We start from the raw sequence: 15,373 nt of genomic DNA on the forward strand, positions 1-15,373 counted from the left end.
CGTCCCCCTGCAGGACCGACAACATATCTCAGCTGGTCAGGGACATGGCACACGGTCGCGGGGCGGTCGTCGACGCAAGGGGGAAGCGGAGGTTCCTACTTGAACGGCACGTTGACGCAGGCGAGCCGCGCCCCGGCCGACCCGGCGGTGCCGGCTCCCGTGTGGGTGGCGTGCTCGTGGATCACCACCGAGCGGGCCTGGTCGGCGCGGAACCGCCAGTCCAGGGTGGACGCGGAGGCGCCGTCCCCGTGCCGGTCGGTGGTGATGTCGAGCCACGCCTCGTTGCGGGAATTGGCGTACGCGGGGTTCGTCGACGGCTGTGTGGGATCCACGGCGTGCTGGTAATGCGGCCCGGAGTCGGCGGGCCTGCTGCCGCAGGGCTTCTGGTGGACGTGGGCGCCGAACGTCCGGTTCGCCTCCACGCCGTGGAGCCGCAGCTCCACGTGGGTGTCCTCGCCGACCCGCTCGGTGACGGTGACCTTGCCGCCGACCGGTACCGCCTCGGTGTCGAAGGTGACCGCCTGGTGTGCGGGCGCGCCGCCGGCCGCCCGGAACGACCCCTCGATCGTCACGTCCTCGCCGGTGACCGCGCCCAGGGGCAGGACGACGGCCAGGGAGGCGGTGAGCACTGAAACGAGGAAGGACATCTTCGGCTCCTCTCACCACGGGTGTCCCGGATCTCCGGCGGAACAGGGTCCGGCGCCCGACGCCGTCGGGATGCGTCGGCGGGCATTTCCCGGACCATGTTCGCGCACCGGGCGGCCCCGGGCGGGGTGCATCGGGGGTGTCGGCCCGGGTTTCCCTGATCAGCCGCGCGATGGAGCGCTCTGCTGCCGGCCGAGGCAGGCCCCGACCGCGGTGTGCCGGGCGCGGACGCCGGGTCAGGCGGTCGCCGACGGTGCGTGGCGTTCGCTGAGCCTGCGTACGTCCCGGGCGATGCGCGGGTCGGTTGCCGCGCGGAAGGGGGCGACGGGGGTCGCCCGGGCGCCGATGACGATGCCGGTCCGGCCGGTGAGGGCCGGGTCGGTGGCGGCGACGATCGAGGGCTTGGCCGCGACCGAGGCGGGGCCGGAGGTCGAGCGCTCGAACTTGCGGCGGACCAGCGGCCACAGGAGCCGCAGCGCGGGGGTGACGATCTTCGGGTCGGTCATGGTGCCGTTGGTCATGTCGGTGGCCGCGCCTCCGGGGTCGGCGGCGAAGACCGACACGCCGGTGCCGTCGAGCCGCGCGGCCAGGTCGAGCGTGTAGGCGAGGTTGGCGAGTTTGGCGCGGCCGTACCAGTGGAAGCCGTAGTAGCCGCCGGGCGGCTCGATGTCGTCGAACACCCGCTTGGCGGCCCCGACCGCGGCCGAGGTGACGTTGACGATCCTGCTCGGCGCGGCGGCCGTCAGGGTGGGCAGCAGGAGTTCGGTCAGCAGGTAGGGGGAGAGGTGGTTGACGACGAACGACGCCTCGACCCCGTCCAGGTCCTGCCGGTCGGCGAACATCGCGCCGACGTTGTTGACCAGTACGTCCAGCGGTTCGCCGGAGGCGGCGTGCTCGGAGGCGATGCGGCCGGCGAGCGCGCGTACCTCGTCGAGGCGGGAGAGGTCGGCGCCCAGGAACCGGGCCGGGTGGGCGGGGCCGGTCGCGTTGATGCGCTCGACTGCGCGGGCGCCCCGGCCGGGGTCGCGGCCGACGACGGTGACCGCGTACCCGGCGGCGGCCAGACCCAGCGCCGTCTCCAGGCCGATGCCGGCGGTTCCGGCCGTGACCACGGCGGTCTTCTTCATGGTTCGTCCACTCCAAGCTGCAGGAATTCGGATAGGTCATCCGCTTGGTGGCGACCGTAACACACATGCGGATGATGTATCCGGTTAGAGTTGCGGGGATGATGGGTACTGGTGATCAACAGCGCCCAGGCGGCCCCCGGCCGACGCGAAGGGACTGCGATGCGACACGCCACAGGCGATCTCCCGCCCGGCAGCACCGGCTACGACGCCGAACTGCGCAGACACGACGAGGTGCTGCGCCGGGCGGTCGGAGTCCGACCCCACGACCACGTGCTCGACATCGGCTGCGGCACCGGGCAGACCACCCGCGCGGCCGCGCGCACGGCCCGGGCGGGCAGTGCGCTCGGGGTCGACGTCTTGGAGCCCGCGATCGGACGCGCCCGCGAGGCGGCCCGCGCCGAAGGACTCCGCAACATCGCCTTCGAGCGGGCGGACGCCCAGGTGCACCGCTTTCCGCGGGAGGGCTTCGACCTGGCGATCAGCAGGTTCGGCACGATGTTCTTCGACGACCCGGTCGCCGCGTTCTCCAACATCGGTCGGGCGCTGCGCCCGGCCGGGCGCCTGGTGATGATGGTCTGGCAGGCCCCCGAGCTCAACGCATGGGACGTCACCATCCGCGAGTGCCTCGAAACCCCCGACGGGCCGCCGACCGGTGCCCCCGGGGGACCGGACCCGTTCTCGCTCGCCGATCCGGCCGCCGTGCGGGAGATCCTGCGGGCCGCTGGGTTCGCGGACGTCGCGTTCACCGACGTCCGCGAACGGGTCTACTACGGGGAGGACGTGGCCGCAGCCCTCGACTGGGTCCGCGGGTTCACCTGCACCGGCGAAGCCCTGAAGCGGCTGGATCCGCCCGCCGCGACACGCGTCGTCGAGAACCTGCGCACGGCCCTCGCCGCGCACCTGAGCGACGACGGCGTCTGGTTCGACTCCCGCGCCTGGGTCGTCGCGGCGCACCGCGCCGGGGCGGATTGAGGCCTGGGGGGACGAGCCCTCACCCGAGCTTCGCGGTCCGCGCGGCGACGGGAGCCGCGGGCCGGAGGGCGGGGATCACATCACGGGTTTCGTCCACCCCGATGCCCGTGGTGCGGCGGGCGAGCGGCTCCGGGGGTGCTTCGTCCGCGCACACGGTGCCCCGTGCAGGCAGCGCCAGGGTCGCGAGGTAGTCCGTCGCCAGGGCGCTGACACACGCGCTCCGGTTGTAGGCGGTGTGCCCTTCGGCGGAGAAGGTCAGCAGCCGACCGTTGTCCAGCGTCCCGGCGAGGGTCACGGCGTCCTGGTACGGGGTGTCCGGGTCGCCGGTCGTGCCGAGCACCAGGATCGGGGCCGAACCGGCCGCCCGGTAGGAGCCCTCGTAGCGGCTCGGGCGCTCGGCCGGCCACTGGGCGCAGGTGGGCGCGTGGTTGTGGTCGTACGTCGGCGGCCCGAGGCCGATGGGCGGCCCCAGCAGCGGAGCGGCGGCGGCATGGGCGCTGACCAGCGTCCCGAGAAGCAGGCGGCCGGCCGGGTAGACGCGGTCGGCGCACTCGACGGCCATGTTGACGTTGAGGAAGTCGAACGACGCGGGGGAGGGCGGTGACAACAGGAACGAACCCTGGTGGGCCCGGGCCGCCCGCAGGGCCTCTCCCAGGTAGGGCCAGATCTCCCGGCCCGAGTTGATGTTGAACATCAGCCGGTAGGCGAGGGTGTAGCCGGTGGCCGGGCGTCCGCTCGCGGTGATGACGGGGTCCGCGTCCAGCGACCGCTTCAGCTCCTCGAAGGCCTGGCGGGGCCTGCCCTCGCCGAATCCGCAGGCGGCGGCGTTCTGCGCACACCAGTCCAGGAACCGGCCGACCGCCGCGTCCAGGGCGACGAACTGCCCGGCGTCGTAGGCGTACGGCACGTCGGCGTAGCGACGCGGATCGTAGGCCCCGTCCAGGACCATCGCGCGGACGCGCCGCGGGAACCGCGCGGCGTAGACGGTGCCGACGTAGCTGCCGAAGGAACGGCCGTAGAAGGAGAGCTTCTCCTCGCCGAGGGCCCGGCGCAGCAGGTCGATGTCCTGGGCGTTCGACCCCGTACCGATGAACGGCACGAGGTCCGCCGAGCGTTGCCCGCAGGCATTGGCGAAGTCCAGGCCCTGGCGGAGGGCGGTGCGCAGGGCTCCCGGGCCGGGCACGCTGCGCGCGGCGTCGACGGCGGCGGAGTACTCCGTGTCGTTCCAGCACTCCACCTGTCCGCTGCGCTTCACGCCGCGCATGTCGTACCCGACGACGTCGAAGGCGTCGCGCAGGGAGGCGGGCAGCGCGTCGTAGCTGTCACGGGCGAAGTCCACGCCGGAGTTGCCGGGTCCGCCGGGGTGCAGGACCAGGACGCCGGTGCGGTGCGCCCTGTCGGCGGCGGGCCGCCGGGTGACCGCGAGCGGGATCGTACGCCCGGTGGGCTTGCGGTAGTCCAGGGGCACCAGGGCCGTCGCGCATTCGAAGCCGTCGCCCGGATCCCCGGGGTCCGCTCCCTCGCACGGGCCCCAGGACAGGACGGGGACGGGCGGATCGGCGGGGGCCGCCGCCGCGGCGCCCCCGGGCGCGCCCCCGAGGAGTGCGGTGACGGCGATCAGGACGAGGGATATCCCCCACACCGCTCGGTTGCGGGGGGCATCGGCCAAACGGGTCTGCATCAGCGGGCCTCCGTCGTGGGCGGCGTTGCGGGGCGGCGACACCGTAGCGGCAGCCCGCCGTCCCTGTCGGCCCCCCAGGAGTTGATTCCCCCTTACCACCAGGAGGTGACCCCTCCTCACACCAGGGGCGTACCCGACCCGCCTGACCGTGGCCTGATCCCCAGGGGGTCTGCGTCAGGAGGAACGATCCTCTGCGGGGCCTCCCGGGTGACGCCGGGCGGTGCCCGGCCCGGCATGGCGCGCCGCCGCGGCCCGCCTGACCACCATGTGCCCGTGATCCCATCCCACTTGATCGGTGCGCTGTCCGCGCTCTCCGCGCTCGCCCTGCTCGCACCCGCCCCCGCACAGGCGACTCCGGCCCCCGTCCCGCCCGCTGCCCGCCAGAAGGACTTCTTCGCGGACCTCCCCAAGGGCGGTGACCTGCACAACCACCTGTCCGGAGCGGTCACCACCGAGTTCCTGATCGAACTCGCCGCCGAAGATGGCCTCTGCATCACCACCGACACCACCACCGCGGTGCCCCCGCCGTGCGCGTCGGGAACCCGTCCCGCCGCCGACGCCGTCACCGACGCCGCGTTCCGCCTGCAGGTCATCCGGGCCTGGTCGATGCAGGACTTCCCGGCCGACGGCAACGGCCACGACCACTTCTTCGCGACCTTCGACAAGTTCGGCGAGGTGCCCTGGCGGCACCCCGGCCGCATCCTCGCGGAAGTCGCCAACACGGCCGCCCGGCAGAACCAGTTCTACCTGGAGACCATGATCTCCCCGGCCTCCGGACAGGCCCGCGCCCTCGCCGACCGGGTCGGATACGACGCCGACCTCGACCGGATGCACGACAAGCTCCTCGCCGACGGAAGCCTGGACGCGGTGGTCGGCCAGGCCCGCGCCGACGCCGACACCACCGACACCGAGTTCCGCACCGCCGCGCACTGCGACACCCCGCGGCCCGACGCCGCGTGCTCCCTCCCGTACCGCTGGATCTCCCAGGTCGCCCGCCTCGGCACCCCCGAGCGGGTGTTCACCCAGATGGCGCTCGGTATGCGGCTGGCCGAGCGCGACCCGCGCTTCGTCGCCGTCAACCTGGTGCAGCCGGAGGACGGCGAGGTCGCCCTGCGCGACTACCGCCTGCACATGCGGATGCTGAACTACCTGAAGACCCAGTACCCCAAGGCACACGTCACCCTGCACGCGGGCGAGCTGGTGCCCGGCCTGGTCAAGCCGGAGGACCTCACCTTCCACATCCGGGAGGCCGCCCAGACCGGCCGCGCCGAGCGGATCGGGCACGGCGTGTCCGTCCTGCACGAGGACCGCTGGGAGTCGCTCATGCGCTACATGGCCGAGCGCCGGATCGCGGTCGAGGTCCCCTTCCACAGCAACGAGCAGATCCTGCGCGTCTCCGGCGACGCGCACCCCTTCGCCACCTACCGCCGCCACGGCGTGCCGGTCGTCCTCGCCACCGACGACCCGGGCGTGTCCCGGATCGAGATCACCGACGAGTACCGGCGGGCCGCGCAGATGTACGGGCTCGGCTACCCGGAGCTCAGGGACCTGGCCCGAGCCTCCCTGGAACACTCGTTCCTGCCCGGCCGCAGCCTCTGGAACCGTGACCTGCGCTCCGGATACCGGCCCGCCGGTCCGTGTGCCAAGGAGCGCCAGGGCGCCGAGCACCCGGGCGAGCGGTGCGCCGGCTTCCTGGCCGGCAGCCCGAAGGCGCAGGTCGAGTGGCGGCAGGAAGCGGCCTTCCACCGCTTCGAGAAGGACCACCCCCGCGCCACCCGCCCCGGCTCGCGCTGACCCCGGGCCCCCGACCGAGTCCGGCCCGTGTGCCAGAATGCGGGTCCCAGCGACTGGCGGCCCGGAGATGGAACCGACCATCGGGAAGCTCACTCGCGGGAGCCGACCGCCTGGGCTCCCGCAGGTGGGTGCCGCCATGAACGCTTTCGCCGACGTCGACCGCAGTGGTCGCGGGCCGGAACTCCTGCGCTACCTCGATGAGGCGCATCGAGGACTGCAGCAACCCAAGAACGTGATGCGCGCGGGCCTGGCCGCGGAGCCGGGCCACGGCGTCCTGGACCTGGGCTGCGGCGCCGGACACGAACTCGTCGAGCTGGAGCGCGCGGGCCGCCGCGCGTTCGGCGTGGACTCCAGCGGTGTGATGCTGGAGGCGAGCCGTCGGCGGCTCGCGGCCCACGGGCTGCCGGTCCGGCTCGTACACGCGGACGTGCACGACCTGCCGTTCGCCGACGGCTCCTTCGCGGGCTGCCGGATCGAGCGGGTCCTGCAGCACGTACGCGATCCCGCCGCCGTCCTGGCCGGGGCGCACCGGGTGCTGCGACCGGGCGGGAGCCTCGCGGTGCTGGAGCCGGACTGGGCATCGGTCGTCCTGGCCTCCGCGGACGCCGAGGCGGCGCGCGCCGTGGCGGACGCGGTCGCCAGCCACATCCCGCACCGCCAGATCGGCCGTGACCTGCGGCGGCTGCTGATCGGGGCGGGCTTCACGGACGTGCGCACCGAGACCGAGCTGGTCGTCTACTCCTCGCTCACGGAGCTGTCCCACGTCATCTCGCTGGAACGGGCCGCGCACGCCGCATGGACGGGAGGCCTGATCGCGCGCGAGCGGGCCGAGGCCCTGCTCCGGGAGCAGCTGGCCCTGTCGGAGGCCGGCGCCTTCCACGCCACGTTCCAGCGCACCGTGATCGCCTGGGCGCGCCGCCCCGGGTGACGCCGACCTGGGTGACACCGACCCGGGTGGTACCGGGGTTGCTCCGGACGGGTGGCAGAGAAACCTTCCGGCTCGGCGACGCCGCATGGACGCCGAGACGGCGCGGTACGGGTGCGGATGACCTTGATCGTCCTCGCGAAACGAGAATTCCCGTGCGCCTTCGGCACACCGTCGCCGCCGCTTGCGGTGCCCTTGCCCTCACGGCCGTTCTGGCCGCACCCGCCCACGCCGCCACCGGCGAGTTCGGCTACACGTTCGTCGGCTTCAGCGGCGAGGAGCAGAGCGCCGTGCTCCAAGACCCGCGGAACGGCGTCTGCATCACCATCCCCGAGGTCGCGGACCCGTCCGCTTCGGCACCCGCCTACGCACCGCACAACGACACCGACGCCTGGGCGGTGGTCTTCACCGAGCCCGACTGCACCGGAGACTCCTGGACGCTCAAGCCCAAGGGGCGGCCGGCCTCGGACCGCCTGAAGCTGCGCTCGGTCATCCTCTTCGACCGGAGCTGACCGCTCACGGACGGGGCCCCCGGCCGGCCGGGGGCCCTCCCTTTCTCCTAGGGGGTGTCCGCAAAGTAGCGCCGTGCGCCCGAAGGGCGCTCCCGCGGTGTCCGGTGCGTGCTCTCGGTGTGCCGGGCGGAAGCCGGTGTACTGGGCGTACTCGGGATTTCGCCCGGTGCGCCGAGAGTGCGTGCCGGGCTCCGCGGGGCAGGCGGGACTTTGCGGACACCCCCTAGGAGCCCGCCGGCCGCAGGCGCCGCCAGTAGCCGGCGAGGTCGTTCGTCGCGGTGGTGACCGAGTCCAGGCGCATCGTGGTCCGGGTGTCCCGTTCGTAGCGCTGCCAGTTCGGCATGGCCGGGTGGTTGGGGTCGCCGGTACGGATGAAGGAGATCCATGCCGCGTGCACGGTCGAGGCCAGCCCCTCACGGATCCGGGGATCGAGCCCGGCCAGGAACGGGGCCTGCGACCACTTGTCGAAGTTGTCGAAGACGAACGGCAGTTCCAGACAGTGCGGCGCCGCGAGCCTGCCGCCGTGCGCGGGCGTCGGGAGATCGAACTGGTAGGCCCAGACCGGACGCTTGCGAGCCGCCGCCCGCCGCTCGGCGAGCGCCAGCCCGGGCATCCGGAACAGGTCGTCGCTGATGAGGTCCATCAGCACGTCCACCGGGCGGGCGCCCGGCCGGGCTTCCTCGTAGGCGCTGTACGCCTCGGAAGCGCGGCTCCCGAAGGTGTCCCGTGCCCGTGCGAGCACCTGCTCCTTGGTCGAGGCGGCGTACGTCGGGTCGAGCGCGAAGGCGAAGTTGGCCTCCTCCCTGGTACACCCGATCAGGATGTCGATGTCCGCCCCGGGACCGCCGAGCAGCAGGTCGCAGGGGTGGCGGTCCAGCGTCACCTCGTCGATCACCGGCAGGAACGGGGTCGACCAGTACCCCCACCGCCCGGTGCGCTTGAACATCTCGACGGTGGCGCCCACCAGCTGCTGCCAGGGCAGGGTCCGCAGCTGCGCCACGTCCTTGGCCCCGAGGACGTCGAGGAAGGTGGCACTGCGCTGCAACGACTCCGTACGCGTGGGGAGCTGCAGCCCCAGCGGCGGGCTCTGGAGGATGGCGCGCCGGAACAGCGGGCGGCCCGCCGGCCGGGCACCGGCCAGCGCCGCGACCGAGAACGCGCCGCCGGACTGACCGGCGAGGGTGATGTTGTCCGGGTCCCCACCGAAGGCGGCGACGTTGTCCCGTACCCAGCGCAGAGCGGCGAGCTGGTCGGTGAGCCAGAAGTTCCCGCCGGCGCCCTCCTCGCCGAAGTAGAGGTATCCCAGCGGTCCGAGCCGGTAGTTGACGGTCACCACGACGAGATCGCCGTCGCGCGCGAAGGTCTCGCCGGAGTAGATGGGCAGTGAGCCGGATCCGGAGAGGAAGCCGCCGCCGTGGATCCAGACCATCACCGGCCGCTTGGCGTTGTCGGCCCGCGGGGTCCAGACGTTGAGGGTGAGGCAGTCCTCGTCGAACGGGGGCGAGCCGTGTGATCCGAGGACCGGGTCGCCGCCTTCCCGGTAGAGCTGCGGCGCACTGGGGCCGAACGCGGTGGCGTCGCGCGTTCCCGGCCAGCCGGGATGGGGCTGGGCCGGGCGCCAGCGCAGGGGGCCGACCGGCGGCGCCGCGTAGGGAATGCCCTTGAAGACGGCGAGCCCTCCCTCGACGGCTCCGCGCAGCCGGCCCGCGGGCAGGTCCACGACCGGGGAGGGGTCGTCCGCCTCCGCTGCTGCCTGCGCCGCGTACCCACCGGGGATCCCGGAGGAGAGCAGTGCGGCGCCGGCCAACACCGTGCTGTTCTTGAGGACTTTGCGTCGCGATGGATCGTCGGTCATGGTGCTTCACTCCCTGACTGATCGCGGGACCGCCGCCGGATTATGGCATGGCGGAGTTTTGACGACCGCAAGTGTTACGCCATATCGGCGAGCGGGGTCAAGGGGTGGGAGGGTCTCGCCGTTCCGTATCTTGCGAACTATTGACGGCCGTCTCATTTACGCGATAGACACGTGTCACCCTCCAGGCATCCATCGGCAACACCCGGTCCACCAGGGCCGGCTGACTACGTACGGAGTCTCCATGGCAGGTCGGTTTCGCCCCGTTGGTCTGATCGCCGTCACCACGGGCCTCTTGCTGACCACCGCATGCGGTGGCGCCAGCCTCGGGACCGGCGACGGCGACAAGCAGGACGGGCCGGTGAAGATCGGGCTCCTCGTCCCGCAGTCCGGAACGTACAAGGCGCTCGGCGACGACATGAAGCAGGGCTTCGAGCTCTACGTCAAGCAGCACGGAGGCAAACTCGGCGGCCGGGACGTGGAGCTCGTGATCGCCGACGAAGGGGAGACGGCCGACTCCGGCAAGGCGGCGGCGGAGAAGCTCGTCAAGCAGGACCGGGTACTGGCGGTGAGCGGCGTGGTCAGCTCGGCCACCGTCAACGGGGTCAAGGACCTCTTCGAGACGAGCAAGGTCCCGCTCGTCGGCTCCAACGCCTCGCCGACGACGCTGACCGGGACCACGTACATATGGCGCACGTCGTACGTCAACGACGAGCCGGGCAAGGCGCTCGGCACGTACGTCGCGGAGAAGGCCGGCGGCCCCGTCTTCCTGATCGCCGCGGGCTACCAGGCGGGCAAGGACGAGGTGGAGGGGTTCAAATCCACCTTCCTCCCGGCCGGCGGCAAGCTCGCGGGGGAGGAGGTCTACACTCCCTTCCCGGGGACCAAGAACTTCCAGCCCTACCTGGCGCAGATCCAGAACTCCGGCGCGAAGGCGGTCTTCTGCTTCTACGCGGGCGGCGCCGCCGTCGACTTCGTCAAGCAGTACCGGGACTTCGGGCTGGCCGGCAAGATCCCGCTCTACGGCCCCGGCTTCCTCACCGAAGGCGGCGTACTGAAGGGGCAGGGGGAGGCGGCCGAAGGCATCCACACGGCGCTCAACTACAGCGCCGACCTCGACAACGCGGCCAACAAGCAGTTCGCGCCCGCCTACCGGTCCGCCTACGGAGCGCCCGCCACCACCTACGCGATGGCGTCGTGGGACGCGGCGCAGGTGCTCGACAAGGCGATCAAGACCGCCGGCGGCACCGTGACCCCGGAATCGGTCAACGCCGCCATCGCCAAGGTGGGGGACGTCGACAGCCCGCGCGGCACCTGGAAGTTCAACAGCGCGGGCACGCCCGTCCAGCCGTGGTACCTGCGCGAGGTCAAGCAGGGCGCCAACACCGTCACCGCCGAACTCGGCCGGCTGGGCGGCTGACATGACCGGATGGTTGAACGGCAACCTCGTCAGCGTCGTCGACGGGGTCGCCTTCGGTCTGCTGCTCTTCACGATCGCGGTCGGACTCTCCCTGGTCTTCGGCATGATGGACGTGCTGAACCTGGCCCACGGCACGCTCTACCTGGCCGGGGCGTACGTCGCCTACGCGCTGTCGGACGGCAGCCTGTGGGGCCTGGTCCTCGCGCTGGCGGCCGGCGCCCTGGCGGGCGGTGCGGGCGGGGCCGCGCTCACGTTCCTCACCCGGCCGCTGGCCCGGCGCGGGCACCTGGACCAGGCCCTGCTGACGCTCGGCATCACCTTCATCGTCGCGGACCTGCTGGCCGCGGTCTTCGGCGGCGACGTCCTCCCCACCGACCCGCCGACGGCCCTGCGCGGCACGGTGGACCTCGTCGGCCACGCCTATCCGGTCTACCGGCTCGTGTTCATCGGCGTCGCGGCGGGCCTCGCGCTCCTGGTCCACCTCGTCTTCGAGCGCAGCTCGCTCGGGGCGCTGGTACGGGCCGCCGTCGCCGACCGGGACATGGTGCGCGCACTGGGGGTCGACGTCCGCAAGGTGCTGTACGGGGTCTTCGCCTCCGGCGCGGCCCTGGCGGCGGTCGGCGGCGTCCTCGGAGCACCGATCCTGGGCCCGGGACCGGGCGTCGACGAGACCGTGCTCGTCCTCTCCCTCGTGGTCGTGGTCGTGGGCGGCCTCGGATCCGTGCGCGGAGCGCTCGCCGGAGCGCTCCTCATCGGACAGGTGCAGACCCTCGGGGTGGCGCTGCTCCCCGAGTACGCGCCCTTCCTGCTCTTCGGCACCATGCTGGTCGTGCTCGTCGTCCGTCCGAACGGCCTGGTCCCGTCGGCGGTGCACGCATGAACCGGACCGGAACCACCGGCACGGCGGGAACCGCGGGCGCCCTCGGGCGGCGGCTCTCCGCGTCCGCCGCGGTCCTCGCACTCGCCCTGGCCCCCTTCGTCCTCGGCCCGTACGCCATCGGCACCCTGTCGCGGATCCTGGTGTTCGGCCTCCTCGCCGTCAGTGTCAACCTGCTCACCGGCCTGACGGGGCTGCCGACCCTCGGCCAGTCGGCCTACTTCGGAGTCGGGGCCTACACGGCCGCCCTCGTGGCGACGCGCCTCACCGACATCGGGATCCTCCAACTCCTCATCGCCGCGGGCGTCTCGGCGCTGGTGGCGCTGCCGACCGGATGGCTGGCGGTGAGGGCGCGCGGCGTGGTCTTCCTGATGCTGACCCTGGCGATCGGCGAGATCGTGTACAGCGCCGCCGTCAACTGGAAGCCCGTGACGAACGGCACCGACGGCATATCGGGCATCCCGCCCGTCGTGCCCCTGCCCGGCATGCCCGCACTGGAGCTGGACGGACTGGTCTACTTCCACGTACTGGCCGTGTTCCTGCTGCTCATCGCGGCCGTCTCGCGCCTGGGCTCGACCCCCTTCGCCCTCGCCCTGCGCGGAATCCGCGACAACGAGCCGCGGATGAGGGCGATCGGCTACCCGACGCGGCGCTACGCCCTGACCGTCTACTGCGGGGCCGGGGCACTGGCGGGCGTCGCCGGAGCCCTGTGGGTCTCGGTGCAGCGGTTCGTCTCGCCCGGCGACGCCGGATTCGAGATCGCAGCCCTGGCGCTGCTGGCCGTGGTCATCGGCGGCTCCGGCTCCCTGTGGGGAGCCTGCGCCGGAGCCGCGCTGGTCTGGCTCACCCGCGACTACCTCGGCAACCTCGAAGCCGTCGCCGGGCGGGGCCCGTTGCTGCTCGGGCTGCTCTTCGTCGTCGCCGTGTACGCGCTGCCCCGCGGGCTGGCCGGCGTACGGCTGCCGCTCACGCCCACCCGAAAGAGAACGACGTGACAGACCGGACCCACGACCGCCCACCGCTCCTCGAACTACGCAACGTCTCGCGGCACTTCGGGTCCTTCCGGGCCCTCGACGAGGTCTCCCTCGGGGTACGGGCGGGGGCGAGGCAGGCGATCATCGGGCCGAACGGCGCGGGCAAGTCCACCCTGTTCGGCCTGATCTCCGGAACGCTGCCGGTCACCGCCGGATCGATCCTCGTCGACGGGCAGGACGTGACCCGGCTGCCCGTGCACCGCCGGGTCGGCCTCGGGGTCGCGGCGACGTTCCAGCACTCCAGCCTCTTCATGCGGGAGTCGGTGCTGGAGAACGTACTGCTCGCTCTGTTGCGACGGCCCGGGGGAGGATTCGGAGGCCGGCGGAGGGTCTCCGCCCGGCCGAAGACGATCGCCCAGGCGCACGAGCTGCTCGACCAGGTGGGGCTGGCCGCCCGGCACGAGCTCGCGGCGGCCGGACTCTCGCACGGCGAACGGCGGCAGCTGGAGGTCGCCGTCGCGCTGGCCACCGACCCCCGGCTGCTGCTCCTGGACGAGCCGGCCGCCGGCATGTCTCCCGCGGAGACCGCCCGGCTCACCGCACTGATCGCCGCCCTGCCCGGCGAGGTGACCGTACTCCTCGTCGAACACGACCTCGACATGGTCTTCGAACTCGCCGACACGGTGACCGTCATGCACCTCGGCCGACACCTGATGACCGGCCCTCCGGACGCGGTGCGGTCCTGCGCCGCGGTCCAGAGCGCCTACCTCGGCACAGCGGAGGTCCCCTCGTGAAACCGTTCTTCAGCGTACGTGACCTGCGGTCCGGTTACGCCGGGGGCGTCGTCCTCGGCGGAGTCGACCTGGACCTCGACGCGGGCGGGATCGTCGCCGTCCTCGGGCGCAACGGGGTGGGGAAGACCACCCTCATCTCGACCGTCATGGGGCTCGTACGACCGTACGGGGGCAGCGTCGCCCTCGACGGCCGGGAGCTCGCCGGAGCCCGCGTCGACGTGATCGCCCGCGCCGGGGTCGGCATCGTCCCGCAGGGGCGGCGGGTGTTCGCGCCGCTGACGGTGGCCGAGCACCTCACGATCGCCTCGCGGCGTCCGGCGACGGGCCCCTGGACGAGGGCCCGCGTCCTCGAACTGCTGCCGCGGCTGGGGGAGCGGCTCGGGCACCGGGGGGACCAGCTCTCCGGCGGAGAACAGCAGATGCTCGCGATCGCCAGGGCCCTGCTGGGCAATCCGCGCCTGCTGCTGCTCGACGAGCCGTCCGACGGTCTCGCGCCCGCGATCGTCGCGCAGGTGGGCGAGGTGATCCTCGAGGTGGGTGCGCAGGGCATGGCGGTCGTCCTCGTCGAGCAGAACCTCGGGCTCGCCCTCTCCGTGGCCCATGACGTCGCGGTGATGCAGAAGGGCCGCATCGTCCACCGGGCGCCCTGCACGGAATTCGCCTCCCGCCCGGACGACCGACGGCGCCTGCTCGGCGTCGACTGAGCCGCTTCCGGCTTCGCGGTCCTGCACGACGAGACGGTCGGCGACCACCCTCCACCGAGGGTGTCCGCCCCCGCCCCGCCGGACACCCGTCCGGCGGGGCTCTTCTGCGTTTCCCGCCTCAGCGGCCGAGTTCGTGCCGGTCGACGGCTTCGCGTACGGCGCCCAGGAAGCCGTTCCAGAAGTGGGCCTGGTTGCCCTCTCCCACACCGGCGGTCCGCCGGCGGTCGGCGGCGCTGCCGAAGGCGCCGAACATCGCCTCGCGCAGCGCCGTCGACAGCTCCAGCTGGGCGCCCGCCCCGGTGCGGGTGCGGTTGACGATGTTCGCCGGGTCGTCGCCGTCCAGGGCGGCGTCCACCCCGGAGAGGGTCACGGTCACGGCCAGTTCGGGGGTGGCGGCCGAGGGAGTGAACCCGTACTTCTCGAAGGCCGACGCCAGGTTCCGCATCAGCCGCTGGTCGCGGCCCCCGATGAGGATCTGCTTGGCCGGCTGGCCGGCCTTCGGGGTGAAGCCGTGCAGGGATACGGCGTACAGGTTGTTGCCGCAGACGGCCAGGGCGGCCGGGTCGTCGCAGTGCGTGGAGGTGACGTGGAGCTCCCCGGAGGAGGCCAGCGCCTCGAACATCCAGTAGTCACGCTGCGGCACGCCGCTCAGGGCCGTGGGCAGGGTGTCTCCGGCGCCGGCGGGCTGGTAGCCGGCGAGGGCCAGGCACAGTTCGCTGGTGCCGGCCTCGATGCCGCCGCCGTGCGGGGCGATCACGGCCGTGCTGCGGACGGGGATGCTCGTGGGGCTGGTGTTGTCGAGGAGCTCGGTCCGAGGGGTGCAGCGGAAGCGGCGCATCCAGTGGGTGCCCTCCTGGAACGCCTCGCTGTTGTACAGCTCGGAGTTCGAGGCGAACCGGTCGCCCGAGGCCGCTGCGGTGGCGGCGGCGGCCGTGCTGCCGTTTCCGGCCAGGTCGTTGAGCAGCGGCAGCGCGGCGGCCGCGGCCGCCACGGAGGTCAGGACGGTACGCCTGCTGGTGATGTTCATGCGGAGATCATTTCTGATGAGGTCGCCGGGGAAACGGGACGGGCCATCGCCTACGCGAAGGGGCGAGCT

General features: G+C 72.6%; 14 protein-coding genes and 1 riboswitch. Of the genes, 9 read left to right on the top strand and 5 right to left on the bottom strand.

The window, feature by feature from the left end; genetic code table 11:
- Window positions 1-95: 95 nt before the first annotated feature.
- Together ACFYZS_RS37120 and ACFYZS_RS37125 are read right to left on the bottom strand one after the other, a co-directional pair.
- Entirely contained in the window at window positions 96-647 is a 552-nt protein-coding gene (locus ACFYZS_RS37120) for a superoxide dismutase family protein (RefSeq protein ID WP_389022934.1), read from the bottom strand.
- Window positions 648-881: 234 nt separating this feature from the next.
- Window positions 882-1,772 (bottom strand): SDR family NAD(P)-dependent oxidoreductase, encoded by an 891-nt coding sequence (locus ACFYZS_RS37125; RefSeq protein WP_389022937.1) that lies wholly within the window; start codon window positions 1,770-1,772, stop codon window positions 882-884.
- A 159-nt stretch (window positions 1,773-1,931) separates the two neighbouring features.
- Here ACFYZS_RS37125 and ACFYZS_RS37130 point away from each other — a divergent pair, with 159 nt between their 5' ends.
- On the top strand, window positions 1,932-2,744 hold the full coding sequence (locus ACFYZS_RS37130; RefSeq protein WP_389022940.1) for a class I SAM-dependent methyltransferase: 813 nt from the start codon (window positions 1,932-1,934) through the stop codon (window positions 2,742-2,744).
- A gap of 19 nt (window positions 2,745-2,763) precedes the next feature.
- On the opposite strand, the gene ACFYZS_RS37135 is transcribed toward ACFYZS_RS37130, so the two are convergent.
- On the bottom strand, window positions 2,764-4,425 hold the full coding sequence (locus ACFYZS_RS37135) for an alpha/beta hydrolase (RefSeq protein WP_389022943.1): 1,662 nt from the start codon (window positions 4,423-4,425) through the stop codon (window positions 2,764-2,766).
- Between the two features lie 234 nt (window positions 4,426-4,659).
- On the opposite strand from ACFYZS_RS37135, the gene ACFYZS_RS37140 reads away from it, so the two are divergent.
- The 3 genes from ACFYZS_RS37140 to ACFYZS_RS37150 all read left to right on the top strand — a co-directional run bounded on the left by ACFYZS_RS37140 (window position 4,660) and on the right by ACFYZS_RS37150 (window position 7,656).
- The gene (locus ACFYZS_RS37140) at window positions 4,660-6,219 is read left to right on the top strand and encodes an adenosine deaminase (protein WP_389022946.1); all 1,560 of its coding nucleotides are present in this window, start codon (window positions 4,660-4,662) and stop codon (window positions 6,217-6,219) included.
- Window positions 6,220-6,257: 38 nt separating this feature from the next.
- Window positions 6,258-6,342: riboswitch (ZMP/ZTP riboswitch) on the top strand.
- 13 nt (window positions 6,343-6,355) lie between these two features.
- Window positions 6,356-7,147 (top strand): methyltransferase domain-containing protein, encoded by a 792-nt coding sequence (locus tag ACFYZS_RS37145; protein ID WP_389022949.1) that lies wholly within the window; start codon window positions 6,356-6,358, stop codon window positions 7,145-7,147.
- 152 nt (window positions 7,148-7,299) lie between these two features.
- Window positions 7,300-7,656, top strand: a complete 357-nt coding sequence (locus ACFYZS_RS37150) for a hypothetical protein (RefSeq protein ID WP_389022952.1) — start codon at window positions 7,300-7,302, stop codon at window positions 7,654-7,656.
- A gap of 223 nt (window positions 7,657-7,879) precedes the next feature.
- Here ACFYZS_RS37150 and ACFYZS_RS37155 read toward each other — a convergent pair whose 3' ends face one another.
- Window positions 7,880-9,511 carry a carboxylesterase/lipase family protein gene (locus tag ACFYZS_RS37155; protein ID WP_389022955.1) on the bottom strand — a complete coding sequence of 544 codons (1,632 nt, stop codon included), beginning with the start codon at window positions 9,509-9,511 and terminating at the stop codon, window positions 7,880-7,882.
- Window positions 9,512-9,752: 241 nt separating this feature from the next.
- On the opposite strand from ACFYZS_RS37155, the gene ACFYZS_RS37160 reads away from it, so the two are divergent.
- The 5 genes from ACFYZS_RS37160 to ACFYZS_RS37180 are packed head-to-tail and all read left to right on the top strand — an operon-like array spanning window position 9,753 to window position 14,277.
- Entirely contained in the window at window positions 9,753-10,928 is a 1,176-nt protein-coding gene (locus ACFYZS_RS37160) for an ABC transporter substrate-binding protein (RefSeq protein WP_389022957.1), read from the top strand.
- A gap of 1 nt (window position 10,929) precedes the next feature.
- On the top strand, window positions 10,930-11,808 hold the full coding sequence (locus ACFYZS_RS37165) for a branched-chain amino acid ABC transporter permease (protein ID WP_389022960.1): 879 nt from the start codon (window positions 10,930-10,932) through the stop codon (window positions 11,806-11,808).
- On the top strand, window positions 11,805-12,800 hold the full coding sequence (locus tag ACFYZS_RS37170; protein WP_389022963.1) for a branched-chain amino acid ABC transporter permease: 996 nt from the start codon (window positions 11,805-11,807) through the stop codon (window positions 12,798-12,800). The genes ACFYZS_RS37165 and ACFYZS_RS37170 overlap by 4 nt, the downstream gene beginning before the upstream one ends.
- Window positions 12,797-13,573 carry an ABC transporter ATP-binding protein gene (locus ACFYZS_RS37175; RefSeq protein ID WP_389022966.1) on the top strand — a complete coding sequence of 259 codons (777 nt, stop codon included), beginning with the start codon at window positions 12,797-12,799 and terminating at the stop codon, window positions 13,571-13,573. The genes ACFYZS_RS37170 and ACFYZS_RS37175 overlap by 4 nt, the downstream gene beginning before the upstream one ends.
- Window positions 13,570-14,277 carry an ABC transporter ATP-binding protein gene (locus ACFYZS_RS37180; RefSeq protein ID WP_389022969.1) on the top strand — a complete coding sequence of 236 codons (708 nt, stop codon included), beginning with the start codon at window positions 13,570-13,572 and terminating at the stop codon, window positions 14,275-14,277. The genes ACFYZS_RS37175 and ACFYZS_RS37180 overlap by 4 nt, the downstream gene beginning before the upstream one ends.
- Before the next feature lie 118 nt (window positions 14,278-14,395).
- Here the strand turns inward: ACFYZS_RS37180 and ACFYZS_RS37185 are convergent, their stop codons facing one another.
- A complete protein-coding gene (locus ACFYZS_RS37185; RefSeq protein ID WP_389022972.1) occupies window positions 14,396-15,304 on the bottom strand; it encodes a poly-gamma-glutamate hydrolase family protein in 909 nt (302 codons plus the stop codon).
- Between the last annotated feature and the right edge of the window lie 69 nt (window positions 15,305-15,373).

The organism is Streptomyces sp. NPDC001903, assembly GCF_042891345.1.
Classification (GTDB): Bacteria; Actinomycetota; Actinomycetes; order Streptomycetales; family Streptomycetaceae; genus Streptomyces.

What these genes read in the sequence shown, in the direction of transcription:
- ACFYZS_RS37120 (WP_389022934.1), bottom strand. Translation starts at nt 647, where the DNA reads ATGTCCTTCCTCGTTTCAGTGCTCACCGCCTCCCTGGCCGTCGTCCTG.
- ACFYZS_RS37125 (WP_389022937.1), bottom strand. Translation starts at nt 1,772, where the DNA reads ATGAAGAAGACCGCCGTGGTCACGGCCGGAACCGCCGGCATCGGCCTG.
- ACFYZS_RS37130 (WP_389022940.1), top strand. Translation starts at nt 1,932, where the DNA reads ATGCGACACGCCACAGGCGATCTCCCGCCCGGCAGCACCGGCTACGAC.
- ACFYZS_RS37135 (WP_389022943.1), bottom strand. Translation starts at nt 4,425, where the DNA reads ATGCAGACCCGTTTGGCCGATGCCCCCCGCAACCGAGCGGTGTGGGGG.
- ACFYZS_RS37140 (WP_389022946.1), top strand. Translation starts at nt 4,660, where the DNA reads ATGGCGCGCCGCCGCGGCCCGCCTGACCACCATGTGCCCGTGATCCCA.
- ACFYZS_RS37145 (WP_389022949.1), top strand. Translation starts at nt 6,356, where the DNA reads ATGAACGCTTTCGCCGACGTCGACCGCAGTGGTCGCGGGCCGGAACTC.
- ACFYZS_RS37155 (WP_389022955.1), bottom strand. Translation starts at nt 9,511, where the DNA reads ATGACCGACGATCCATCGCGACGCAAAGTCCTCAAGAACAGCACGGTG.
- ACFYZS_RS37160 (WP_389022957.1), top strand. Translation starts at nt 9,753, where the DNA reads ATGGCAGGTCGGTTTCGCCCCGTTGGTCTGATCGCCGTCACCACGGGC.
- ACFYZS_RS37165 (WP_389022960.1), top strand. Translation starts at nt 10,930, where the DNA reads ATGACCGGATGGTTGAACGGCAACCTCGTCAGCGTCGTCGACGGGGTC.
- ACFYZS_RS37170 (WP_389022963.1), top strand. Translation starts at nt 11,805, where the DNA reads ATGAACCGGACCGGAACCACCGGCACGGCGGGAACCGCGGGCGCCCTC.
- ACFYZS_RS37185 (WP_389022972.1), bottom strand. Translation starts at nt 15,304, where the DNA reads ATGAACATCACCAGCAGGCGTACCGTCCTGACCTCCGTGGCGGCCGCG.